Annotated in this window: 21 protein-coding genes and 1 riboswitch; of the genes, 14 read left to right on the top strand and 7 right to left on the bottom strand. The window is 57.4% G+C overall.

The genetic code is table 11. The annotated features are described in order from the left end of the window. The first annotated feature begins 97 nt into the window (after positions 1 to 97). Positions 98 to 289 carry a hypothetical protein gene (locus QRN85_RS20405; protein ID WP_062590423.1) on the top strand — a complete coding sequence of 64 codons (192 nt, stop codon included), beginning with the start codon at positions 98 to 100 and terminating at the stop codon, positions 287 to 289. Positions 290 to 415: 126 nt separating this feature from the next. Here the strand turns inward: QRN85_RS20405 and QRN85_RS20400 are convergent, their stop codons facing one another. After that, positions 416 to 652: an Lrp/AsnC ligand binding domain-containing protein gene (locus QRN85_RS20400; protein WP_062590421.1), complete on the bottom strand. Its 237-nt coding sequence runs from the start codon at positions 650 to 652 to the stop codon at positions 416 to 418. A gap of 270 nt (positions 653 to 922) precedes the next feature. On the opposite strand from QRN85_RS20400, the gene QRN85_RS20395 reads away from it, so the two are divergent. From QRN85_RS20395 to modC, 4 genes are all read left to right on the top strand, one after another. Continuing rightward, a complete protein-coding gene (locus tag QRN85_RS20395; RefSeq protein ID WP_284759905.1) occupies positions 923 to 2,206 on the top strand; it encodes an NAD(P)/FAD-dependent oxidoreductase in 1,284 nt (427 codons plus the stop codon). Positions 2,207 to 2,333: 127 nt separating this feature from the next. Then, a complete protein-coding gene (gene modA / locus QRN85_RS20390) occupies positions 2,334 to 3,122 on the top strand; it encodes a molybdate ABC transporter substrate-binding protein (protein WP_284759904.1) in 789 nt (262 codons plus the stop codon). A 64-nt stretch (positions 3,123 to 3,186) separates the two neighbouring features. Then, positions 3,187 to 3,888, top strand: a complete 702-nt coding sequence (gene modB, locus QRN85_RS20385; protein WP_162723298.1) for a molybdate ABC transporter permease subunit — start codon at positions 3,187 to 3,189, stop codon at positions 3,886 to 3,888. Next, positions 3,885 to 4,961: a molybdenum ABC transporter ATP-binding protein gene (gene modC, locus QRN85_RS20380; RefSeq protein WP_284759903.1), complete on the top strand. Its 1,077-nt coding sequence runs from the start codon at positions 3,885 to 3,887 to the stop codon at positions 4,959 to 4,961. Before modB ends, modC begins: the two co-directional genes overlap by 4 nt. On the opposite strand, the gene QRN85_RS20375 is transcribed toward modC, so the two are convergent. The 6 genes from QRN85_RS20375 to thiC all read right to left on the bottom strand — a co-directional run bounded on the left by QRN85_RS20375 (position 4,955) and on the right by thiC (position 10,135). Beyond that, entirely contained in the window at positions 4,955 to 5,317 is a 363-nt protein-coding gene (locus tag QRN85_RS20375) for a winged helix-turn-helix domain-containing protein (protein WP_284759902.1), read from the bottom strand. The two genes, modC and QRN85_RS20375, sit on opposite strands and share 7 nt — an antisense overlap. Next, a complete protein-coding gene (locus QRN85_RS20370; protein ID WP_284759901.1) occupies positions 5,314 to 6,312 on the bottom strand; it encodes a P1 family peptidase in 999 nt (332 codons plus the stop codon). Before QRN85_RS20370 ends, QRN85_RS20375 begins: the two co-directional genes overlap by 4 nt. A gap of 62 nt (positions 6,313 to 6,374) precedes the next feature. Beyond that, a complete protein-coding gene (locus tag QRN85_RS20365; RefSeq protein WP_284759900.1) occupies positions 6,375 to 7,148 on the bottom strand; it encodes a thiazole synthase in 774 nt (257 codons plus the stop codon). A 3-nt stretch (positions 7,149 to 7,151) separates the two neighbouring features. Further along, a complete protein-coding gene (gene thiS / locus QRN85_RS20360) occupies positions 7,152 to 7,349 on the bottom strand; it encodes a sulfur carrier protein ThiS (protein ID WP_112960943.1) in 198 nt (65 codons plus the stop codon). After that, positions 7,318 to 8,313: a glycine oxidase ThiO gene (gene thiO, locus QRN85_RS20355; protein ID WP_284759899.1), complete on the bottom strand. Its 996-nt coding sequence runs from the start codon at positions 8,311 to 8,313 to the stop codon at positions 7,318 to 7,320. The genes thiS and thiO overlap by 32 nt, the downstream gene beginning before the upstream one ends. A gap of 1 nt (position 8,314) precedes the next feature. Further along, positions 8,315 to 10,135 carry a phosphomethylpyrimidine synthase ThiC gene (gene thiC / locus QRN85_RS20350; protein ID WP_284759898.1) on the bottom strand — a complete coding sequence of 607 codons (1,821 nt, stop codon included), beginning with the start codon at positions 10,133 to 10,135 and terminating at the stop codon, positions 8,315 to 8,317. A gap of 98 nt (positions 10,136 to 10,233) precedes the next feature. Then, positions 10,234 to 10,345: riboswitch (TPP riboswitch) on the bottom strand. A 159-nt stretch (positions 10,346 to 10,504) separates the two neighbouring features. Between thiC and QRN85_RS20345 the strand changes: the two genes are divergently transcribed. The 9 genes from QRN85_RS20345 to QRN85_RS20305 all read left to right on the top strand — a co-directional run bounded on the left by QRN85_RS20345 (position 10,505) and on the right by QRN85_RS20305 (position 22,696). Continuing rightward, positions 10,505 to 10,756 carry an acyl carrier protein gene (locus tag QRN85_RS20345; protein WP_062590408.1) on the top strand — a complete coding sequence of 84 codons (252 nt, stop codon included), beginning with the start codon at positions 10,505 to 10,507 and terminating at the stop codon, positions 10,754 to 10,756. Then, positions 10,756 to 11,937, top strand: a complete 1,182-nt coding sequence (locus QRN85_RS20340; RefSeq protein WP_284759897.1) for an acyl-CoA dehydrogenase family protein — start codon at positions 10,756 to 10,758, stop codon at positions 11,935 to 11,937. The genes QRN85_RS20345 and QRN85_RS20340 overlap by 1 nt, the downstream gene beginning before the upstream one ends. A gap of 4 nt (positions 11,938 to 11,941) precedes the next feature. After that, entirely contained in the window at positions 11,942 to 12,850 is a 909-nt protein-coding gene (locus tag QRN85_RS20335) for an amino acid--[acyl-carrier-protein] ligase (RefSeq protein ID WP_284759896.1), read from the top strand. Positions 12,851 to 12,857: 7 nt separating this feature from the next. Next, positions 12,858 to 13,844, top strand: a complete 987-nt coding sequence (locus QRN85_RS20330) for a DUF1839 family protein (protein WP_284759895.1) — start codon at positions 12,858 to 12,860, stop codon at positions 13,842 to 13,844. Between the two features lie 5 nt (positions 13,845 to 13,849). Continuing rightward, the gene (locus tag QRN85_RS20325; RefSeq protein ID WP_284759894.1) at positions 13,850 to 16,312 is read left to right on the top strand and encodes a glycosyl hydrolase 2 galactose-binding domain-containing protein; all 2,463 of its coding nucleotides are present in this window, start codon (positions 13,850 to 13,852) and stop codon (positions 16,310 to 16,312) included. A 300-nt stretch (positions 16,313 to 16,612) separates the two neighbouring features. Then, a complete protein-coding gene (locus QRN85_RS20320; protein WP_062590387.1) occupies positions 16,613 to 19,330 on the top strand; it encodes an ABC transporter ATP-binding protein in 2,718 nt (905 codons plus the stop codon). Positions 19,331 to 19,371: 41 nt separating this feature from the next. Next, the gene (locus QRN85_RS20315; RefSeq protein WP_062590462.1) at positions 19,372 to 19,827 is read left to right on the top strand and encodes a cyclic nucleotide-binding domain-containing protein; all 456 of its coding nucleotides are present in this window, start codon (positions 19,372 to 19,374) and stop codon (positions 19,825 to 19,827) included. Between the two features lie 183 nt (positions 19,828 to 20,010). After that, entirely contained in the window at positions 20,011 to 20,871 is an 861-nt protein-coding gene (locus QRN85_RS20310; RefSeq protein ID WP_284759893.1) for an MBL fold metallo-hydrolase, read from the top strand. Between the two features lie 169 nt (positions 20,872 to 21,040). Further along, entirely contained in the window at positions 21,041 to 22,696 is a 1,656-nt protein-coding gene (locus QRN85_RS20305; protein ID WP_284759892.1) for an adenylate/guanylate cyclase domain-containing protein, read from the top strand. The last annotated feature ends 3 nt before the right edge of the window (positions 22,697 to 22,699 follow it).

Genomic DNA, 22,699 nt, shown 5'->3' with positions numbered 1-22,699 from the left:
GTTCCCGCTGCTGTCGAATGTGACCTTACGGTCCACCCTTATCTAAAATTCAATTCGACGAATTGCTGTGTCACAAGCCACAGCGGGAGTATGTATAATGCAAAAGCAAGTTATTGAATTCGCAGGTGAACCTGTCGGTATTGTCGTACCGGACGAGAACCGTTTGAAGTTCATCGCTGTCAAATTTCATGTTCACGATCTCGACGAACAGCGCTTTGACAGCGCAGACGATGTCCGCACGGCCATTCGCAACCTGGTGCGCAATCGCAATGTCGCGTCACTGGTCTGAGAATCCGCAGCCTTCGACAGACCACAAACGCAATAACACAACCTTACCGTGCCAATGATGCGACAGCGCACAGTTTAGACGTTGTCGCATCCATCTGAGACGCCTTCCCGCCGCTGGAGGGCGTTGTCAGAACGCTGTGAATGTCAGGGTCGTCAGAGACCGCACGATGCCCGGAATGCTGACGATATTTTCATTGATGAATTTGCCGATATCCTGCTCCGGCGAGAGATAGATCTTCAACAGGAGATCATATTCGCCGCTCGTCGAATAAAGCTCGGAAACCAGTTCCGTTTTGTAGATGGCATCGGCAACGTCATAGGTCTTGCCGGGCGTGCATTGAAGCTGAACGAAAATTGGCTTCATAATCGGTTCCCGTCACATGATGGATGATGCGCAAAACGCAGACAGCCTTGCGCGCTGGCTGCACTATTGTCCGAGCAGAGCGCATGTTTCAACCCCGATGGCGCATCTTGGCCATTCCTCCACATTCCCGCCAGGCATCATGTCATGACGAGATGTCGGTATTCACTTGCAAGGACTGCCACTAATCTGTCTTCATAACAGCCGGAAAAGACAATCGGCCTGCTGGCAGATGCCACGACCTATGACCTGTCACGTCCTTGGGTGATTTCGATGTATAATGATCCGCGTTCACACGGCCTTTGGGAAAAAACCGCGCCGAAGCCCCCGGCGACGTGCTCGCTGCAAGGTGATTCCACGGTCGATGTCGTGGTCGTGGGCGGCGGCTTTACCGGACTTTCGACCGCATTTCATCTTGCAGAACGCGGTATTCGCGTCACCGTTCTCGAAGGCAAGGAGATCGGCTTCGGCGGTGCGGGTCGGAATGTCGGCCTCATCAATGGCGGTATGTGGGTCATGCCGAAGGAATTGCCTGATGTGCTCGGCCCGGTCTACGGCGAAAGGTTGCTCTCGCTTCTTGGCAACGCCCCCTTCCTTGTTCGTGAACTGATTGAAAAACACCAGATCGAGTGCGAACTCGAGAAGAATGGCACCCTTCACTGTGCCGTCGGAGACAAGGGTCTGGCCGAAATCCGCGAACGCTGTGCCCAATGGGCGGCTCGCGGCGCTCCCGTCAGGCTTCTCGATGCAGAAGAAACCGCTCAGCGCGTTGGTTCGTCAGCCTATAGCGGCGCCTTGCTGGATGAGCGCGCAGGCACGCTGCAGCCTTTGGCCTATGTGCGGGGCCTTGCATCCGCAGCCATCAAGGCAGGTGCCACCATCCACACATCGAGCCCGGTCATCGACTATGAGCAGGATGGAGAGGGCTGGCGGGTCAAGACTGCAAGCGGTTCGGTACGCGCCGACTGGGTGGTGGTCGCGACCGAAGCCTATAGTGACGGCCCCTGGAAAATCATCCGCGAGGAGCAGGTCTACCTGCCCTATTTCAATGCGGCAACGAAGCCTCTGGGCGACAATCTGAGAAAGACAATCCTGCCAAACCGAGAAGGCTGCTGGGACACCAATGAAATCCTGTCGTCCTTCCGCATGGACAAGGCAGGTCGCCTCGTATTCGGCAGCGTCGGGGCTCTGCGCAACACGGGCGCAACCATCCATCCCGCATGGGCAAAGCGCGCCTTGAAAAGACTGTTTCCCCAATTGGGCGACGTCGAATTTGAATGTGAGTGGTACGGTCAGATCGGCATGACCGACGATTCCGTGCCGAGATTCCATAAATTTGCAAAAAACGTCGTCGGCTTTTGCGGCTATAACGGGCGCGGCATCGCCCCCGGCACCGTATTCGGCAAGACGCTTGCAGCCCATGTTGCAGGTGACGTGGCAGAAGATGCCCTTCCCCTGCCGGTCACATCTGCAAAAGCCAGAAGCTTCCGCGCCCTGCGGGAAGCCTATTACGAGGCCGGGGCGCAGATTGCCCATTTTGCCGGCGAGCGTGGCTGAAGGCTGATATCGACCGCAGTTTGGAGCACTGGTGGCAGGGTAACCGTTATATTCTTGCGTATATAATGCCAGCCCTTTAAGAAGCGTTATATTCCTTCGGATATTTCGCTAGCTGGAGCTGACGGCCATGACAATCTTGCGCAGGTTATTCATCACAGGCGTCGTTGCCTTCGGCTGCTGCCTGTCCAACCTTGGTCTGGCACATGCGGCACCGGCGCAGCAACAGGTAACGGTTTTCGCGGCGGCGAGCATGAAGAACGCACTCGATGCCGCAAATGAGGCATGGTCGAAAAGGACCGGCAACACCGCCGTCGCCTCCTATGCGGCAAGCTCGGCATTGGCAAAACAGATAGAAGCCGGTGCACCAGCTGATCTCTTCATCTCCGCAGATCTTTCATGGATGGACTATGTCGCGGCCAGGAAACTCATCAAGGAAGGCACAAGGACCAATCTTCTTGGAAACCGCCTTGTCCTGATCGCCTCCGCAGACAAGGCTGCACCTGTAAACATCCAGCCGGGGTTTGGACTGGCGCAGCTGGTGGGTGACGGAAAGCTGGCCATGGGCGCTGTCGATTCCGTTCCCGCGGGAAAATACGGTAAGGCTTCGTTGGAAAAGCTGGGGGTCTGGTCTTCAGTGGAGGCAAAAGTTGCCGCCGCAGAAAGCGTTCGTGCCGCTCTGCTTCTCGTCTCTCGTGGTGAGGCCCCTTATGGCATTGTCTACCAGACCGACGCTGCTGCAGACGAGGGAGTGAAGATCGTCGGCACATTTCCGGAAAACAGTCATGAGCCCATCATCTATCCGGCGGCCATTCTGTCCCAATCCGGCAACCCTGCCTCAACCGCCTATCTGGATTTTCTAAAATCGCCAGAGGCTGCATCTTTTTTTGAAGAGCAAGGTTTTACCATTCTGAAGTAAGATCTGACCGATCGCCTGCATCAACAGGCGGTCTTCCGGGTGCGGCATAAACGGGAACATCATATTGGATTGGCTTAGCCTCAGCGCGCAAGAGTGGACATCCATACGTTTAAGCCTCTGGGTTTCCACCATCGCCATGGTCGTGAGCCTGCCTTTCGGCATCGTCACCGCACTTGTGCTGGCAAGGGGCAATTTTTGGGGAAAATCACTTCTCAACAGCATCGTGCATCTGCCCCTCATTCTGCCGCCCGTCGTTACCGGCTTTCTTCTTCTGATCCTCTTCGGGCGCAAAGGGGTCATCGGGCAGTTTCTGGATCAGTATTTCGGCATCGTCTTTTCCTTCCGCTGGACGGGTGCAGCGCTGGCTTGCGGTATCATGGCCTTTCCGTTGATGGTTCGCTCCATCCGGCTGTCGATCGAAGCGGTTGATCGCAAACTCGAGGAAGCGGCGGGCACCCTGGGCGCAAGCCCGTTCTGGATATTCGTGACCGTCACCCTGCCGCTGACACTGCCCGGCATCATCGCCGGAATGGTTCTGGCATTCGCCAAAGCCATGGGAGAGTTCGGTGCAACGATCACCTTCGTCTCCAACATTCCCGGAGAGACCCAGACCCTGTCATCAGCAATTTACACCTTCACGCAGGTTCCCGGAGGCGATGCCGGCGCGCTGCGGCTGACATTGGTCGCCATCGTCATCTCCGTGGTAGCCCTTCTCGCGTCCGAGTTTCTGGCACGCATTGTCGGCAGGAGGGTTCACGCGCCATGACCTTGACGCTCGATGTAAAACACCGGCTGGGTGCCTTTGCGCTGGACGCACAATTTACCGCAGGCAAGGGCGTGACCGCCCTGTTTGGCCGCTCGGGCTCAGGCAAGACATCACTTGTCCGGATTATAGCGGGCCTGATGAGGCCCGATCATGGAACCCTCGCTCTCGATGACATCACTCTGGCAGATAGCAAGAGGCACCTCTTCACCCCCTGTCACAAGCGTCGGTTTGGCTATGTCTTTCAGGAGGCGCGGCTTTTTCCGCACCTGACCGTGCGCCAAAATCTGGTTTACGGTCGCTGGTTTGCATCCAAGGTCCAGACTGGCGGAGACGGCAGCAAAATCATCGAAATGCTGGGTATCGAGCATCTTTTGAAACGGTACCCGGAAAAACTGTCCGGTGGCGAAAAACAGCGCGTGGCCATCGGCCGGGCTCTTCTCTCCTCCCCGCGCCTGCTCTTGATGGACGAACCGCTTGCGGCGCTCGATGAAGCCCGAAAGGCCGAAATCATTCCCTATCTGGAACGGCTTCGTGACGAGACCGGCGTCCCCATCATCTATGTCAGCCATTCAATCAGCGAGGTTTCGCGCCTGGCGGACCAGATCGTGGTCATGAAGGGCGGCAAGGTCGATGCGGCGGGCCCGGCAGCGGAAATCCTGTCCCATCCCACCTTCGGTGAACAGCTTGAACGCCGGGACATAGGCAGCATTCTGTCCGGCAATGTCGAGGCATTCGATACGGTGCATGGGCTCGCCACCGTCAGGGTGGGTCGATCGGCGTTACAGATCCCTGCAACGACGGCCCGGGTCGGACAAAGGGTGCGTATCCACATTCCCGCCCGCGAAGTATTGCTGGCAACGGTCAGGCCTGAAGGCTTGAGCGCTCTCAATATTCTGGCGGGCCAGATTGCGGACATCGGGCCCTTCAGGGACGGTTTAGCGATGGTTGCGGTGAACTGTGACGGAACGGTTGTCACGTCGCGCATCACGAGCCTTTCTGGCGAGAGGCTGGGCCTGGCCAAGGGGCAGACGATTTTCGCAATCGTTAAATCGGCGGCGCTTGATCCCTATTGATCTTTGTTACGATGGGCCTCAAGCCAGTCGAGATCTTCCTTCAACGCATTCTCGAGGCGTCTTTCCATGTTGCGATAGCGCTCAAGCAAGGTCTGACCAAACTCCGTCAGAACCGCCCCGCCGCCCTGGCTGCCGCCACGCTGGCGCTCAATGACCGTGTCCTTGAACATATGGTTCAGCGCATCCACCAAAAGCCACGCACGTCGATAGGACATATCCATGGCCCGCCCGGCAGCGGAAATGGAGCCTGTCAAAGCAATCAGTTCCATGAGCTGGGCTTTCCCAGGCCCCAACCGATCCCCCAAGGGAAAATCGATTCGAAGGGTCGTTTTCAAGGGCGATTCGCGTCCACTCATTCTGCCTCGCCAGCGAACTGATCGCGCCACGCTTTTTGCGCCCCCGGGTAAGGCAGGGAGCTAGCCTCGTAGATACCGCGCGCAATCGCACGACTGACGGTCATCGCCGCGAGGTGGCAAAGCTCGGCAAAATCATTCGCGTTTTCCAATGGCATCTTTCCCGTGGCCGCAGCAAACATGGTATCGCCGTCACTGGCCAGATGCGACGGCATGACAGCACGCGCAAGCCCGCCCTGCGCCATGATCGACAGCCGATGCGCCTGCGCCTTGGTCAAAATGGCGTCCGTCACCACACAGCCGATGGTCGTTGCAGTCTGCGTCGCGCCCTTGATGCACATGGCCGTATCGGCTGGCGAAAACTGCGATGGCAACCCGAAGCCTCCAAATTCACCATTCTGCTCGAACGGGGCGGCCCAGAAGTGCCTGCTCGTTCCAACTGTTGTCGATCCCAATGCATTGACGGCCACAACGGCTGCAATCCTGTGGCCACCTGTCGTCGTTGCGCTGACAGACCCCAGCCCACCCTTCCATGTTGCCGTGGTCGCACCTGTGCCAGCCCCGACGCTGCCCAGCAAGAAGGGCTTGGCACTGGCGGCCTTGAATGCAGCATAGCCCATTTCGCGATAGGGGGAGTGGACGCCCCAATCCTTGTTGCCGCCATTGAGCAGGTCCATGAGAATAGCCTGTGGGACAATGGGTACACGGGTCGTCCCGACGGGAAAGCCACGACCGATTCCGCGAAGGCCCGCCTGCACCCCGCCCGCCGCATCCAGCCCGAAGGCAGAACCACCGGACAGCACGAAGGCATCTACTTTGGCTATCGTCATTGAGGGGTCGAGCAAGGCAGTATCACGCCCGCCCGGCGCACCACCAAGAATGCAACCGGACGCGGTTGCGGGTTCATCGAACAGAATGGCCGTGACGCCCGAACCCAGCTGGAGATCCGTCACATGGCCAACGGAGACACCTTCGATATCGATCAGCAGATTGTGCACGGCGCAACACCTTTCAGGTCATCTCTGCCGGTATCTCGCCGTGCCATCCTCTTGTCAACGCCTCAGGAAAACACCGCCGTCCCGATGACCGGCGTCGAAGGAACCGCCATATCCCGCGGCTCCAGCATACCGGAAAGATAGGCTTCGCGCCCGGCGGTCACCGCCTTCGCAAAGGCACCCGCCATGATGACGGGATTGCCCGCTCCGGCAACGGCCGTGTTGAGAAGGACAGCGTCATAGCCTAGCTCCATCACGGTTGCAGCATGGGAAGGGCGTCCCAGCCCCGCATCGACGATCATCGGCACCTCCGGAAAATGGGCCCGCATGGAGCGCAAGGCGGTCACGTTCAACGGCCCCATGGCGCTGCCGATGGGCGCGCACCAGGGCATCAATATCCTGCAACCGGCATCGATCAGCTTTTCGGCCACCACAAGATCGTCTGTCGTATAGGGAAATACCTCGAAGCCGTCATCGCTGAGAATGCGGGCGGCCTCCACCAGCGCAAACACATCCGGCTGAAGTGTATCGTGGTTGCCGATCACCTCCAGCTTGATCCAGTTTGTCTTGAAAACCTCACGTGCCATTTTCGCCGTCAAAACAGCCTCTTTTGCGGTATGGCAACCGGCAGTATTGGGCAGGATATTGCGGTCCAGCTCCCGGATAAGCTCGAAAAACTGCCCGCCTTTCCTGCTTCCGGCCATTTCCCGTCGCAGCGAAATGGTCAGGATGTCCGTCTTGCTGGCACGCACCGCATCGGCCAGAACGGCAGGCGAGGGATAACGTGCGGTGCCAAGCAGCAACCGTGAGCCAATCTCGCGTTCGTAGAGTTTCAGCATGGCCTACCCTCCCTGCATGGGTGAAAGAACTTCAACCCGGTCAAATTCCTTGAGGCGAAAGTCGCTGCGATCCTGCGCGTGGACGAGGTCGCCGTTGACGGCAGTCGCCAGCCACTCGCCTTCATAGTCAAGCGCTGCCAGCACGGTCGAAAGCCGGTCGGCAGCAAGATCATGCTCTTGCCCATTGACAAGAATTTTCATGGGAAACCTCCTTTGAAAGCAAAATACCGGCCGCCTGTTGCGCCATGGCTGGCGAAAGCAGAAAACCGTGCCGGTGCGCGCCATTGACGAAAAGCGTGCCATCCTTCTCGACGACACGTGGAAGATTATCGGCAAAGGCAGGACGGATGCCCGTTCCCGTCTCGATGATCTGTGCCTCCCCGAAGGCCGGGTGAAGCGCGTAGGCGGCGTTGAGAAGCTCCATCATCGAGCGGGCGGTTATCGGCCCGCTCTCCTGCGTTTCGATCATCGTTGCCCCCACCATGAAGCGCCCCTTGTCGCGAGGCACGATGTAGAGCGGGATGCGTGGATGAAGCACTCGAATGGGACGCGACAGCGCAAGCTCGTCCGTGGCGAGATAGAGCATCTCACCCCGCACCCCACGAAGACCGGCAAGCCCGCCCGCCTGCGCGGCGCCCGTGCAATCCACGCGATGGGGGAAGGCTTTTTCGTCAACGACGTCTGCCCCCAGATGGAAATCCACGCCGAGAGAGACAAGCCGCTCATGAAGCGCATTGAGGGCGGCTCGTGGATCGAGATGCCCTTCGCCCTCAAAGAAAAGGCCGATCGGAAAACGCCCTGCGAGATCAGGTTCGAGCGCCGCAATTTCGGCCTCATCCACCCAGCGATAACCGGTCGTGCGCGACGCAAAGCGCGACAGTTCAGCCTTGTCCCTGCCTTGGGCCACGACGAGCGTGCCGTTGCGGACAACAAGACCCGGCGTGGCCTCGTCCCACCAGTCGAGTGCGCATTGGCCGAGCGTCAACACCGCCTCCTCCGCGCTCTCCCTTTCGCACCAGGGTGCCAACATGCCGCCCGCAAACCAGGACGCACCGCGCCCTGGTTGATGCGCCGGATCGCAGACGGTGACGCGGGCGCCACGGCGCGCAAGTTCCAGCGCAACCGTCAGACCTGCAACGCCTGCGCCCTTGATAAGAACATCCATCTCAGCCCTCTGCCGGTTTTTCCAGCGGCATATAGAGATCACCTCCCTGCTGGAATTTCTGCGCCATGGCTTCCAGACCTTCCTTCTGCGCCTCGGCACGAATGTCGTGCGAAATTCGCATCGAGCAGAATTTGGGTCCGCACATTGAGCAGAAATGGGCGACCTTGTGCGCTTCCTTGGGCAGGGTCTCATCGTGAAAGGACCTGGCCGTCTCAGGGTCGAGCGACAGATTGAACTGATCTTCCCAACGAAACTCGAAGCGCGCACGCGATAGCGCATTGTCCCGGATCTGTGCCGCCGGATGTCCTTTGGCGAGATCGGCAGCATGAGCGGCGATCTTGTAGGTAATCACGCCAACCTTGACGTCATTGCGATCGGGCAGACCGAGATGCTCCTTTGGCGTGACGTAGCAAAGCATGGCCGTGCCGAACCAGCCGATCATGGCAGCGCCGATGCCTGATGTGATGTGGTCGTAGCCGGGGGCAATATCGGTTGTGAGCGGCCCAAGCGTATAGAAGGGTGCCTCGCCGCAGACCTTCAACTGCTTGTCCATGTTCTCCTTGATCTTGTGCATTGGCACATGGCCGGGCCCTTCGATCATCACCTGACAATCTTTCGCCCAGGCAATCTGTGTCAGTTCTCCAAGCGTCTCCAGTTCCGCAAACTGCGCAGCATCATTGGCATCGGCAATAGAGCCGGGACGCAGGCCATCGCCTAACGAGAAGGAAACGTCATAGGCCCGGCAGATGTCGCAGATTTCCTCGAAATGCTCGTAGAGGAAGGACTCCTTGTGGTGATGCAGACACCACTTGGCCATGATGGAGCCACCACGCGAAACGATGCCGGTGACCCTGTTGACGGTGAGCGGAATGTAGTGCAGCCGGACGCCCGCATGGATGGTGAAATAGTCGACGCCCTGCTCGGCCTGCTCGATCAACGTATCGCGAAACACCTCCCAGGTCAGGTCTTCGGCAATGCCGCCCACCTTTTCCAGCGCCTGATAGAGAGGCACGGTGCCAATCGGGACCGGAGAATTGCGGATGATCCATTCCCGGATGTTATGGATGTTGCGACCGGTGGAAAGGTCCATGACGGTGTCGCCACCCCAGCGGATGGCCCAGACCATCTTGTCGACCTCATCCGCCATGGAGGAGGTCACCGCAGAGTTTCCGATATTGGCGTTGATCTTGACCAGAAAATTGCGGCCGATAATCATCGGCTCGGCTTCGGGGTGGTTGATATTTGCGGGAATGATCGCCCGGCCAGCGGCGACTTCCTGACGCACAAATTCCGGCGTGACGAAATCTGGAATATGTGCACCAAAACTTTCGCCATCCCGCACCAGCTTGTCCTTGATCGCCTCGCGGCCAAGGTTCTCACGAATGGCGATAAATTCCATTTCCGGTGTGATGATACCTGCTCGAGCATATGCGAGCTGCGTGACGGCCTTCCCGTCCCTGGCTTTCAACGGCCGATGGCGCAGCGGGAATTCAGGTGTCAGCCGCTCGCCAGTCGCAAAGCCGTTATCCTCCGGTTTGACGTGGCGGCCATCATAGACCTCCACATCGCCCCGGGCGACGACCCAGTCATGACGCAGCCGAGGCAATCCGCTCTCTATGCTGACGGTATGGGAAGGGTCGGTATAGGGGCCGGAGGAGTCATAGACCGTGACCGGCGGCTCGCCGGCTGTTGGATGCACGGCGATTTCTCGCATCGGCACACGGATATGGGGGTGAAGGGTTCCCGGCTTGTAGATTTTGGTGGAGGCAGGAAGCGGGCCTGTGGTGACGACAGGCGAGAGATTTTTAGTGACAATGTTCATCGTGAGGCTCCAAAGCAAAGACAGTGGAGACCCAGTTCGAGCATGAAGACGAAAAACCACGGACGAATAGCGATAATGTTCGACGAGGTCGAACTGCCAGTTCCGCGTTTGCACCGTCCCTACGCCAGTATGAACTGGATCAGGTTCAACGGGTCACTGCGCGCGCTAGCAGTATCTCAGCCCCTTGCCGGGACCCCCCTGGTGAATGTCGCAATGAAAGACCCGGCGTCATCTTTTGTCAAGTTGCGATATTGGTCGCTTTTTAGCGGTCACGACAAATTAACCTAGCCATTTATACGAATGTTATTTTTTCCAGCTTATTTCGAAGAATGCGTTATGATGACGCGCTAATATGGGAGAATATAGGGAATGAATTCAACAATTCGTGAAATACTATCGAAATTCGGGCAGCTCCCTGCGCCGGTCGATACAATCGCTGACGACGCTGATCTTTATGCAGCGGGACTTTCTTCTTTCGCATCAGTACAGTTGATGCTTGGTATCGAAGACGCATTCGATATCGAATTTCCTGACAGTATGCTCAATCGCAAGTCATTTGCGAGCATCCACGCAATCGAAACCACAGTGAAGACGATTCTCGACGGCAAAGAGGCGGCGTAATGGACCTTTCCGTCGCACCGCCCAATGCCACGCTCTCTGCGCGCGCGGCTCGGGTCGCGTCAATCGCCGCACACCATGCGGATGACGTCGATGCGGCCGCACGGTTCCCGAAGGAAGCTGTCGATGCTCTGCGCTCGGAACGGCTTCTGGGGATTCAGGTTCCGGCACATCTCGGCGGCGAGAGTGCCAGCCTTTCGCAGATTGCGGACATCTGCTGCACCCTTGGGCAGTCCTGCTCTGCAACGGCAATGATTTTCGCCATGCACCACATCAAGGCATCCAGCCTTGTCGAGCATGGAGAGGAGAGCGCCTGGCATACCGAATTCATGCGACGTGTGGCAGCTGAGCAGCTTCTGCTGGGTTCGGCAACGACGGAAGGCGGCATAGGCGGAAATCTACGAAATTCGATCTGCGCCATCCATGTCGATGGCGAGAATTGCACGCTGGAAAAAGACGCCACCGTCATTTCCTACGGCAGTGAAGCGGACGCCATTCTCATTACATCGCGCGCCCATGCCGATGCTGCGCCTGCCGACCAGGTGATGACGGTTTTCCTGAAGAACCAGTACAGCCTTGAAAAGACGCATGTCTGGAACACGCTGGGTATGCGAGGCACGTGCTCGGACGGATTTCTGTTCAAGGGCCAAGCGCCGGCACAGCAGATTTTCCCGAAACCCTTTGCGGAAATCGCCGCGCAATCCATGCTGGCAACCTCCCACCTGTTGTGGAGCGGTGTGTGGTACGGGATCGCCGCCGATGCTGTCCTCCGCGCCCAGGCATTCGTTCGCGCAGCTGCCCGCAAGTCGCCCGGTGTCGCACCTCCAGGCGCTATTCGTCTGGCAGAAGTATCCAGCAAGCTGCAGATTGTGAAATCGAACGTCATTGCTGGTCTCAAGGCCTATGAAGACACCAGAAACGATCCCGACCGGCTGATGTCGATGGCCTTTGCCATCGCCATGAACAACGTCAAGATATGCTCGTCGGAAACCATTCTGGAAATCATCAACCATGCCATGCTGATCTGCGGCATCATGGGCTACAAGAACGGTACGCCCTTCAGCCTCGGGCGGCATCTTCGGGATGCCCATTCGGCACAGCTGATGATCTCCAATGACCGAATCCTCAGCAACTCCGCCAATCTCCTGCTCGTGCAGAAGCAGGACACCAGCCTCTCGGGATAAAACCATGGATATGCAAACATCGTTTCTCGATCGCCTGTTCGACAAGGGACTGCTGATCGATACCGGCGTCGATGGACTCTACGGTCGCAGCGGCCAGTTCGAAGACGTCATTTCAGGATTTGAACGCCTCATCGGCAAGTTCGGCGGTGCAGACAATGCGGAAGTGATCCGCTTCCCGCCCGGCATTAACCGCGCCTATTTCGAAAAAAGCGGTTACATGAAAAGCTTTCCGCAACTGGCCGGCACGGTCCACTCCTTCTGCGGCTGCGAACTGGATCATGTCAGCCTGATCAAAAGCATGGATGAGGGCACCGACTGGACGAAAGACCAGAAGATTACCGATATCGTCCTGACCCCTGCTGCCTGCTACCCGCTCTATCCGACCATCGCCAAGCGCGGCAACCTGCCCAACGGCGGCGGTCTTTACGATATCCAGTCCTACTGCTTCCGCCATGAACCATCCAAGGATCCGGCCCGGCAGCAGCTTTTCCGTATGCGTGAATATGTCCGTATCGGCACGCAAGGCGATGTTACCGACTTCCGCCAGCTGTGGATGGATCGCGGCGTGGAGATGATGGAAAAGGTCGGGCTCGACGTCAAACTCGAGATCGCCAACGATCCCTTCTTTGGGCGGGCTGGAAAGATGCTGGCCAACAACCAGCGCGACCAGAACCTGAAATTCGAGCTGCTGATGCCCGTCACATCCACGGCCAACCTGACCGCTTGCATGAGCTTCAACTACCATCAGGACTCATTCGGCGCAAAATGGGGCCTCAATCTCACCGATGGTGCCGTTGCCCATACCGCCTGCGTCGGCTTCGGACTGGAGCGCATTGCGCTTGCCCTGTTTGCAAAACATGGACTGGATGTCGAGACATGGCCACAATCCGTGCGGGACGCTTTGTGGGGCTAAGGACGGCATGACCAGCATATTTCCGGCGTTGAGTGCCGAAGCCTATCTTGCACATCCGTTGCATTCATCGGAGCGGATGTGGCCGGAAACCAATTGCTACGTCGATCTGTGGATCGAACTTCTGGCGGCGAGCGCCTTGCCGCCGGAGGCCATGCTGGGTTTTACACTGGCGCAGGACTTCGAAGGCGATCAGTTCACCTTCTTCAAGGTGCCGCTGGAAGACCTGGAAACGCTCTATGGCATCCGGGTGACGGAGCTCGCGATTTTCGACAGGCTTGAGAGCCACGTCGAAACGCAATTGCAGCGCGGTCGCATCTGCCTGATCGAAATGGACAGCTTCTACATGCCCGACACGCAGGGCGTCGGCTATCGCAAGGAGCACGGCAAGACGACGGTTGCGATAAACCGCATGGACCTGCAAAACCGCAGACTGGAATATTTCCACAATGCCGGTTATTTCGCGCTTGAAGGTGAGGACTTCTCCGGCATTTTCCAGCATCACCTCGGTGATGCCGATCTTCCTTTTCTTCCCTACACGGAATTTGCCAAATTTCCCGAACATCCTGTTGATGACCGCGACAGACGGGAAGCGGCGCAGCGCCTGCTGATCCAGCATTTCGCACGGCGACCGAAGAAAAACCCTGTAAGGGCCTTTGCCGAGGTTTTCCCGTCGCAGGTGAAAAAAGTGGCGGACCGACCCTTCGGCTTTTTCCATAAATACGCATTCAACACGCTGCGTCAGCTTGGCGCCAATTTCGAACTGGCCGCCAGCCATCTGGATTGGCTTGGCGGGGATATAAGCCGTTCCGGCGCGACGGTTCAGGCTCTGCGGATATCCGAAGTCGCCAAATCCGTGCAGTTTCAGCTTGCCCGTGCCATCGCCCGGCGCAGGTTTGATCCACTCGCGGCAGCTCTTGATCCCGCAATCGACGCATGGGACGAGATGATGGCGGAACTTGAGGGTGCGCTTGGCAAGGCGAGCGAGGCAGCGTGACGGCGATGTCCGCAACCAGAACCGCGCAGGGCCGGCTCTTGAGCCACGGCTGGACACTGACGCTAACGCCCGTCGATGCCTTCCAGGCACCCGCCGACATTCCTGCGGAGGCGAAGACCATCGCGGCACCAGTTCCCGGAACCGTCGCGCAGGCATTGGAAATCCTCGGAACGTTTGACCGGCTCAACCCGACGCCGCTCGACACCCAGGACGCATGGTATCGAGTATCGATCACTTCTGAGACACTGGAACCCGCGATCCTGCGCTTTGAGGGGCTGGCGACGGTCGCCGAGATTTTTCTTAATGGCAAATGCGTGGCGCACTCGGACAGCATGTTCGAAGCAACCGAAGTGCCATTCACTCCCTCAGGCACCGATGACCTCGCGATCTGCTTCCGCGCTCTGGCTCCACGCCTCAAGGCAACAGGTCCGAGGGCGCGCTGGCGACCGCAGATGATGAGCAGCCAAGGCTTGCGCCTGATCAGAACGACGGCGCTCGGCTATATGCCGGGTTGGTGCCCCGAGGTTCACGCAGTAGGCCCATGGCGGCCCGTTCGCCTGACAAGCCGGACAGAACGTAGCTTTGACATGGTCTCATCGCGCACTGAACTGGCGGTGGACGGAGCAGGTCTGCTTCATCTCGCGATCCGTATCCACAGCAACGCCGCTAATGTCGAAGTCACTTGCGCCGGCAGATCGGAAAAGCTGACGGCTACAGAGAACGGTATTTTCGAGGGCACGTTGCGGCTGGAGAATATTGAGCCGTGGTGGCCTGCAACGCACGGCACGCCGACGCTTCATGATGTGACGCTTCGTATCGACGAGCGGGTCTTCACGCTCGGCACGACCGGTTTCCGGCGCATCGAGGCGGAACATGGCGAGGATGGCAAAAGCTTTGGTATCAGGATCAACGGCGTTCCCGTCTTCTGCCGGGGAGCCGTATGGACGACAGCGGATATCGTACGGCTGCCGGGTGGCAGGTCCGACTACGAACCCTGGTTGCGCCTTGCTGCGAAGGCCGGAATGAACATGATCCGCATCGGCGGGACCATGGCCTATGAAACACCGGAATTCTTCGCGCTCTGCGATGAGCTGGGGCTGATGGTGTGGCAGGATATGATGCTGGCCAACTTTGATTATCCGGCAAAGGATCAAGGATTTCTCGCGCACATAGAAACGGAAATCTCGCAGCTTCTGAGCGCCACGGCGCTGTCTCCATCCTTGACCGTGCTGTGCGGCGGCAGCGAAATGTACCAGCAGGGCGCGATGATGGGCCTTTCCGAACAGTTCTGGAAAGGCCCATTGACGGAAGACCTGTTGCCAGCCCATGTGGCACGGCTGCGCCCGGACGTGGCCTATGTTCCCAACTCGCCGTTCGGTGGAGCCCTGCCGTTTTTCCCGAATGAAAAGGTTGGCCACTATTACGGCGTCGGCGCCTATTGCCGACCTTTGGACGATGCAAGGCGTGCCGATCTGCGCTTTGCGGCGGAATGCCTCGCCCTTGCTAACGTGCCGCAGCAGAGCACACTGGACAAGCATCTTCCGGTAAAACCGGTACATGATCCGATGTGGAAAATGCGCGTGCCCAGGGATCGTGGCGCATCATGGGATTTCGAGGATGTGAGAGATCACTATCTCGCATTGCTCTACGCCGTAGAGCCCAGCGTCTTGCGGCGGCAGGATGCCGACCGTTACCTCGATCTGTCCCGCGCCGTCACCGCCGAACTTGTCGAGGCGACGTTTGCGGAATGGCGGCGTTGCGGCTCCAGTTGCAATGGCGCACTGGTCTGGACACTTCAGGACCTGCTACCTGGGCCGGGTTGGGGTGTGATCGACGCAACGGGAGAGCCCAAGTCCATCTGGTATGGGCTCAGGCGCGCCTTTCGTCCGCTGCAGCTGGCGCTGACGGATGAGGGTACAAATGGGCTCGATATCCACGTCATCAATGAAACCGCCGTCGACATGGATCTTGTCGTTGACGTCACATGTCTGCGCGACGGCCTTCAGCCGGTCGTGACGGGTAAAAGATCGGTCACCCTTGCCGCCCGCGACAGGCAGAAAATCCCGGCAACCGATTTGTTCGGAGCATTCTTCGATACGACCTACGCCTACCGTTTCGGGCCGCCATCGCATGATGTCACGGTAGCAAATCTCTACGATCAGAAAAGCGGCGCGCATCTAGCATCGTCCTTCCATTTCCCGCAGGGACGGCAGATGGCGATGCATCCAGCAACGCTGGAAACCGAGCTTGTTCATAACGACGGTCTATGGACATTGCGGGTAAAGACGGACGTTTTCGCCCAGTCGGTGCATGTCGAGACTGAAGGTTTCAGACCATCGGACGACTGGTTTCATCTGGCACCCGGTCAGACAAGGCACATCGACCTTGAGAGGCTCGACGGCCAAAGCGGAGGAAGGCCCTCGGGTGCACTGAAATCCCTTGGCAGTCGACGTGCCTTTCACTTCTGAACTGGACGGATGAAATTTAAGTCGGCAATATTGTATTCGCCAACTTCGGCACCTTATTTTCCAAGGTTTCTGACCTATATAACCGCCTATTAAACTATTCTGAAACGCACCCTTCTTCCCACGACTGCGGCTTTGACGCAGTTGCAAACATCGATTACCTTCTGACCATTCCGGAGGGCGAGAATTTTTATGATCGCGCCATCCAGTCCCGTTCATAGTCTGAAGACGAGCCGTATGATTTCCAGGTTTATCCGGTCTGAAAATCATACCGCTCGGCCCGGCAAGGCGTAGAAATCCTACATGGAAAAAAGTCTAACCCGTTACATCTGGAATCACACGCGGCGGCAGCAGCTCTACATCCTGCTGATCGTCGCTCTTTCGATGATTCCCTATTTTCTTGCCTTCGACCTGCCAAAACAGATCGTCAACGGCCCCATTCAGGGGGACGGATTTGAAGGCGTCAACTCGACGCAACTCTTCATGCATATTGCCTTTGATCTTCCCTATATCGGGACGGTCACGCTGTTTCCAGGCATCGAACTGAGCCGACTGGGAATGTTGATGGGCTTGAGCCTGACATTTCTGGCTCTCGTCATCGTCAACGGGCTCTTCAAATATTACATCAACACCTACAAGGGTCGTCTTGGCGAACGTCTTCTCCGCCGCATACGCTTCCAGCTGATCGACCGCATTCTTCTGTTTCCGCCATCCCACTTCAAACGGGTTAAGGGTGCGGAAATCTCCAGCATGATCAAGGACGAGGTAGAGCCGCTGGGCGGATTTACCGGCGATGCCTTTGTGCAGCCCGCACTTCTGGGCGGGCAGGCGCTGTCGGCCCTTTTCTTCATTCTCGTGCAGAATTTCTGGCTCGGCCTCATTGCAGCCTTCATGGCCGCCATTCAGGTTGGCATCATTCCGCAGATGCGCCGTCGTCTTATCGAGCTTGGCAGACAACGCCAGCTGAGCGCCCGCCAACTCGCGGGCCGCATCGGCGAAATGGTCGATGGCATCGGTACGATTCACGCCTATGACACATCCAATTACGAACGGGCGGATGCGGCACACCGTCTGGGTGAGATCTTCAAAATCCGCTACGACCTCTACCAGTGGAAATTTATCGTCAAGTTCATCAACAATTTCCTGGCACAGCTGACGCCTTTCTTCTTCTATGCGCTGGGCGGATATCTGACCCTGCGAGGCAGTCTGGACGTGGGCCAGCTCGTGGCCGTCATCAACGCCTACAAGGAGCTTCCCGGGCCATTGAAGGAACTGATCGACTGGGATCAGGCGCGCCAGGACGTGCAGGTAAAGTACGAGCAGGTCTTCGAGCAGTTCGACTCACCGCTGATGATGGCCGCGAAAATCCAGGAATTGTCACCACAGGCAGCAGCAGCGATTACCGGCCCCATCGTAATCGCCGGACTATCCCTCGATGACGATAGCGGCACACGTTTGCTCGATCAGGCCAGTCTGACGATCAATCCGGGGGAAACAATCGCCATCGTCGGCACCGCTGGCGCAGAAGCGCTTGCCGATGCACTTGGGCGAACACTGTGGCCGACCTCGGGCAAGATCACCCTTGGCGACACCGACCTTCACGAATTGCCCGAATCCGTTACCGGCAGACGGATTTCCTACGTTTCAGCAGACACCTATTTCTTCCATGCAAGCCTAAAGGAAAATCTGGTTTACGGCCTCAAACACGCGCCGCTGAAGCCGAAAGTCTATAGCGGCGCTGAACTGGAACATCGCAAATGGGAAGTCCGCGAAGCAAAGCTTGCCCAGAACCCTGACATCGACATCAACAGCGACTGGATCGACTATGCGTCAAGTCCGGCGGGAAGCGACGAGGAAGAGCAGTTTCTCAAGGCCATGCTCTCGGTGCTCGATACGGTGCAGCTATCGCCTGATGTGCTGGAATTTGCATTGCGCTCGTCCATCGACCCGCTGACCGACCTGCATCTGGCGGCCCGGATCGTTGAACTGCGACAGGCCCTGCGCACGGAACTTGACCGAGAGAACCTCAGCGGGCTCATCGTGCCGTTCGAGCCAAACAGCTACAACACCGAAGCGACGGTCGGTGAAAACATCATGTTCGGCACCATGCGGGATGCCACCACCGGCAGCAGCATGATCATCAACAGCGATTATTTCCGCGCGTTGATGCGTGGAACCGGCCTGTCCGACACGCTCTTCCATATGGGCTACACAATCGCGGAAAACGTCGTTGAAATCTTCAGCGATCTTCCGCCAGACCACCCCTTCTTCCAGCAGCTTACCTTCATGACCGCGGACGATATTCCCGGCTATCAGCAGATGCTGCAGCGCCTGCAGGGCAAGGGCTACAAGGATGCGACCGAAGCGGAAAAGCGGGCCATGCTGCGCCTGAGTTTCTTCTATATCGAGCCCCGCCAGCGTTTCGGCCTTCTGACGCAGGAGGTGATGGACAAGATTGTGGAGGTGCGCCACATGTTCCATGAGAAACTGCCGGATGACCTTCGCAGCTGGATCGAGCCCTATGATCCGGAGAAATACGCCACATCCACCAGTCTTCTCGACAATATCCTGTTCGGCAAGATCAGCCATCGCTATGCCGATGCCTCACGACGCATCACCAGGATTGTTGCAGATGCAATGAAGAAGCAGGGCCTTTACGAGAAGGTTCTGGCCGTGGGGCTTGAATTCAATCTCGGGGCTGGCGGCAAGCGTCTTGGACCGCTGCAGCGGCAGAAGCTCAATCTGGCGCGGGCATTGATGCGCAAATCGGATTATTACGTCCTTAACAGACCCCTGCCCGGCCTCGATCACCGGCTGCAGCAGGAGATTGTTGACAATGTCATCAACTTTCTCAGAAGCGACGGGACAAATCCGGCCGTTCTGTGGGTGTTGTCCAACCCGTCACTATCAAAAATGTTTGACCGTGTTATCGTAATAAACCACGGATCGGTTGTTGCAGACGGCCCCTATGAGACTCTTGCAGAAGAAAACGGTACATTCAAAGAAATGATCGCAGCCTGATGGGTAATACATGCGGTCAGGAACACGGACAGGAAAAGGCAATGCTTTTCAAAGACGAAATTCAGATGCTGAAACGCGTTCCCTTCTTCAGCGAAATGGAACCTTCCAAGCTGAAGTTGCTCGCATTTGCATCCGATCGGGTTTCATACCATGCCGGTGACGAGCTGTTCCGTCAGGGTGACCTTGGCGATGCCGCTTATGTTCTTCTGACCGGCAAGGTTGACGTTCTCATAGACTCGCCTTCCGGTCCGATAAAACTGACGGAAATGAGCGGAAACGCCATCGTCGGTGAAATCGCCATTCTTTGCGATAGCGTCAGAACCGCGACCGTTCGTGCTTCCACCTCCGTCGAAGCCTTAAGAATTGGCAAGGAACAGTTTTTCAAGCTGATGTCGGACTTTCCAGAAATTACCATCAAGGTGATGCGGGTTCTTGCCGAACGCTTGACACAGACCACCACCGAATTGAGCAAAGCCAGGTCCGAGAACAAGGCATAGAGCGGCATTTGCCGCAGCAGCACGGAAGAAATAAAAATAAAAGTGGTGCTATTGTAATAAAACTGAAATGCTGAACGTAATAAGGCAGAGCGGTATTGGTTCTCGCCTGAGCTGGGGCAAGACAGAAAGAGGCACGGTGTCCGAAGGAGGAGCTTGGACACATGTGATAAACTGGGGTGTATCATGGCGTTGAAGTCCGACGATCATCGTCGGGACAGTAAGCAGGAATTTCGGGTCAAGATCTGGGGAGCAAGAGGAACGCTTCCCGTCTCAGGAGAAAAATTCCAGAAATATGGGGGCAACACGATCTGCATTGAGGTGAGATGCGGAGAACACGTCTTGCTGTTCGATGCAGGCTCGGGCCTGTTGCCGGCGGGACAGGCTCTCAAGGCCGAAGGCATCGGCGATGTCAGCATGTTCTTTTCCCATTGCCATTACGACCACATTGTCGGCTTCCCCTATTTCAAGCCCTTCTTCAACCGCGAGAATGACGTTCGTATCTGGTCCGGCCATCTGGCAGGCCAGAAAACCACGCGGGAAATGCTTGCCGAATTCATGAGCCCACCATGGTTTCCAGCACCTCTGGATATCTGTTGCGCGCAAATCATTACCCAGGATTTCAAGGCCGGCGACGTCCTGTCGGTCCATCCCGAGCTTGAGATCACCACGGGAATGCTCAATCATCCCGGCAATGCGATAGGCTATCGCATCGACTGGCAAGGTCGCAGTCTGGCGATCATCACCGATACCGAGCATGAGGACGGCAAGCTGGACAAATCCGTTTTGAAATTGATCGATAATGTCGATCTGTTTCTCTACGATGCCTCCTTTACCGAGGCGGAAATGTCGACCTATCGCGGGTATGGCCACTCCTCCTGGCAGCAGGCTTGCCTTCTGGCGAAACACGCGAATGCCAAACGTGTCGGCTTCATTCACCACGCGCCATTCCGCACGGATGATGATCTGGACGCCATCGAGGCCGATGCAAAAAAAGAGTTCTCGGGTGCCTTTGCAGCGCGTGATGGCGACACGATTGAGCTTTGAGACGGGATGACCGGCAACGAGCCGTGCAGGCTCGCTGAAATGCCGACGACGTGATCATCGCTCTATTCTGAATTTCCCCGCGTTCAAGTATAGCAACAGACGGTTTCGACTGGGACGCCCCTGTCCGTCGCCACGCTGCAACAGGTTTTAGGCAACGGAGACATCAAGCATGGATGATATCGTGTCGGAGACGTCGCTCAGACGTGCGCGATTGCTCTCCGGCCTTGTCATGCTTGCTTTCGTTTTCAGCCATTTGCTCAATCATGCGCTGGCATTGATTTCGCTGGAAGCCGCCGAATACGGGCGCGGCTGGTTTAGCCTCATCTGGCTTAACCCCGTCAGCAGCGTCATCTTCTATGGCGCCGCTCTTGTGCATGTCATCCTTGTCCTGCGTACGATCTATTCACGCAGAACCCTGAAAATGCCGGTGCGCGAAGCAACCCAGATTATTCTGGGACTTTTGATACCTTACATGATCATCGATCATGCCGCCGGAATTCGGCTGGCACGCGCGCTCTATAGTATCGATATCGGCTATGAGGTTGTCATCAACAACTTCTGGATCCGCAACCCGATGCTGGGATTGCGCCAAAGCACTGTGCTCGTCCTCATCTGGTTGCACGGGTGCCTCGGCGTCTTTTACTGGCTGCGATACCGAGACTGGTACAAGCAGATCTCGCCCTATCTTCTGACATTTGCCGTTCTTCTGCCAATCCTCGCACTTCTTGGCTTCAGCGATGCGGGCCGGGCCATGGAAACCAACCCGCCGGTTCGTGTCGTCCACCCCAATCAGGCTGAGTTGGAGGCGGTTGTTGATCGTGTCACCGCTGGCCTGAAGACCATTTTTGGCGGTGCTGTGCTGCTTGTGTTCGTGATGCGCGGCGCACGCAGCTGGCGACAACGATCCAACTCCTTCGAAATCCGCTACGATCACGGTGCGTTGGTGCGCGTGCCCGCCGGGTTGAGCATATTGGAGGCCAGCCGGTCAGGCGGTGTCTCCCACTTCTCAGCCTGTGGCGGTAAAGGTCGCTGCTCGACGTGCCGCGTGCGGATCATCCAGACAGATGGGCCGCTGCCGGAACCTTCCAGCCTGGAAAGAGCGACATTGCAGCGTGTTCACGCCGATGACGATGTCCGGCTGGGCTGCCAGTTGCGACCTCGGCATAATCTGAGTGTGGCGCTTCTCTTATCCTCGCGGCAGAAGGGAGATATGCCTCCCAATGCCGAACCGATCCGCCCGGGCCGGGAAGAGGAAATTGCTGTCCTCTTCTGTGACCTGCGCAATTTCACCGCGCTCTCGGAAGCGCGTCTTCCCTATGATATGGTGTTTTTGCTGAACCGCTACTTCACGATGGTTGGTCAGGCTGTCGAACATGCGGGTGGAAGGCTCGACAAGTTCATCGGCGACGGCGCGATGGCGCTTTTCGGCCTGGATGGAGACAAGGATCTGGCAAGCCGAAACGCGCTCAAGGCCGCAGCGCATATTCTGCGCAATGTCGAAACGCTCAATGAAGAGCTCGAGCGGCAATTCGCGGTGAAGCTCAAGGTGGTGGTCGGCATCCATGCGGGCCCGTCCATCGTCGGGGTCATGGGATATGGCGACGCCAAAAACCTCACCGCAATTGGCGACACGGTCAATGTCGCCAGCCGCCTCGAAAGCGCGGCCAAGGAATTCGATACGTCGATTGTGGTATCGGAGCCCCTATTGCGGCAGTCCGGCCATGATGCTCAGACATTGGAGCGACGCACGATTGCTATTCGCGGCAAACGCAACGAGATGAGGGTCTTCCTCATCTCGGAATTGGAAAGCCGAAGGTTCCTTTAAGGA

The sequence above is a fragment of the Agrobacterium sp. fls2-241-TYG-188a genome (assembly GCF_030209845.1).
The sequence above is the reverse complement of the archived record's forward strand: the minus strand, read 5'-3'. Positions and strand labels throughout refer to the sequence as shown.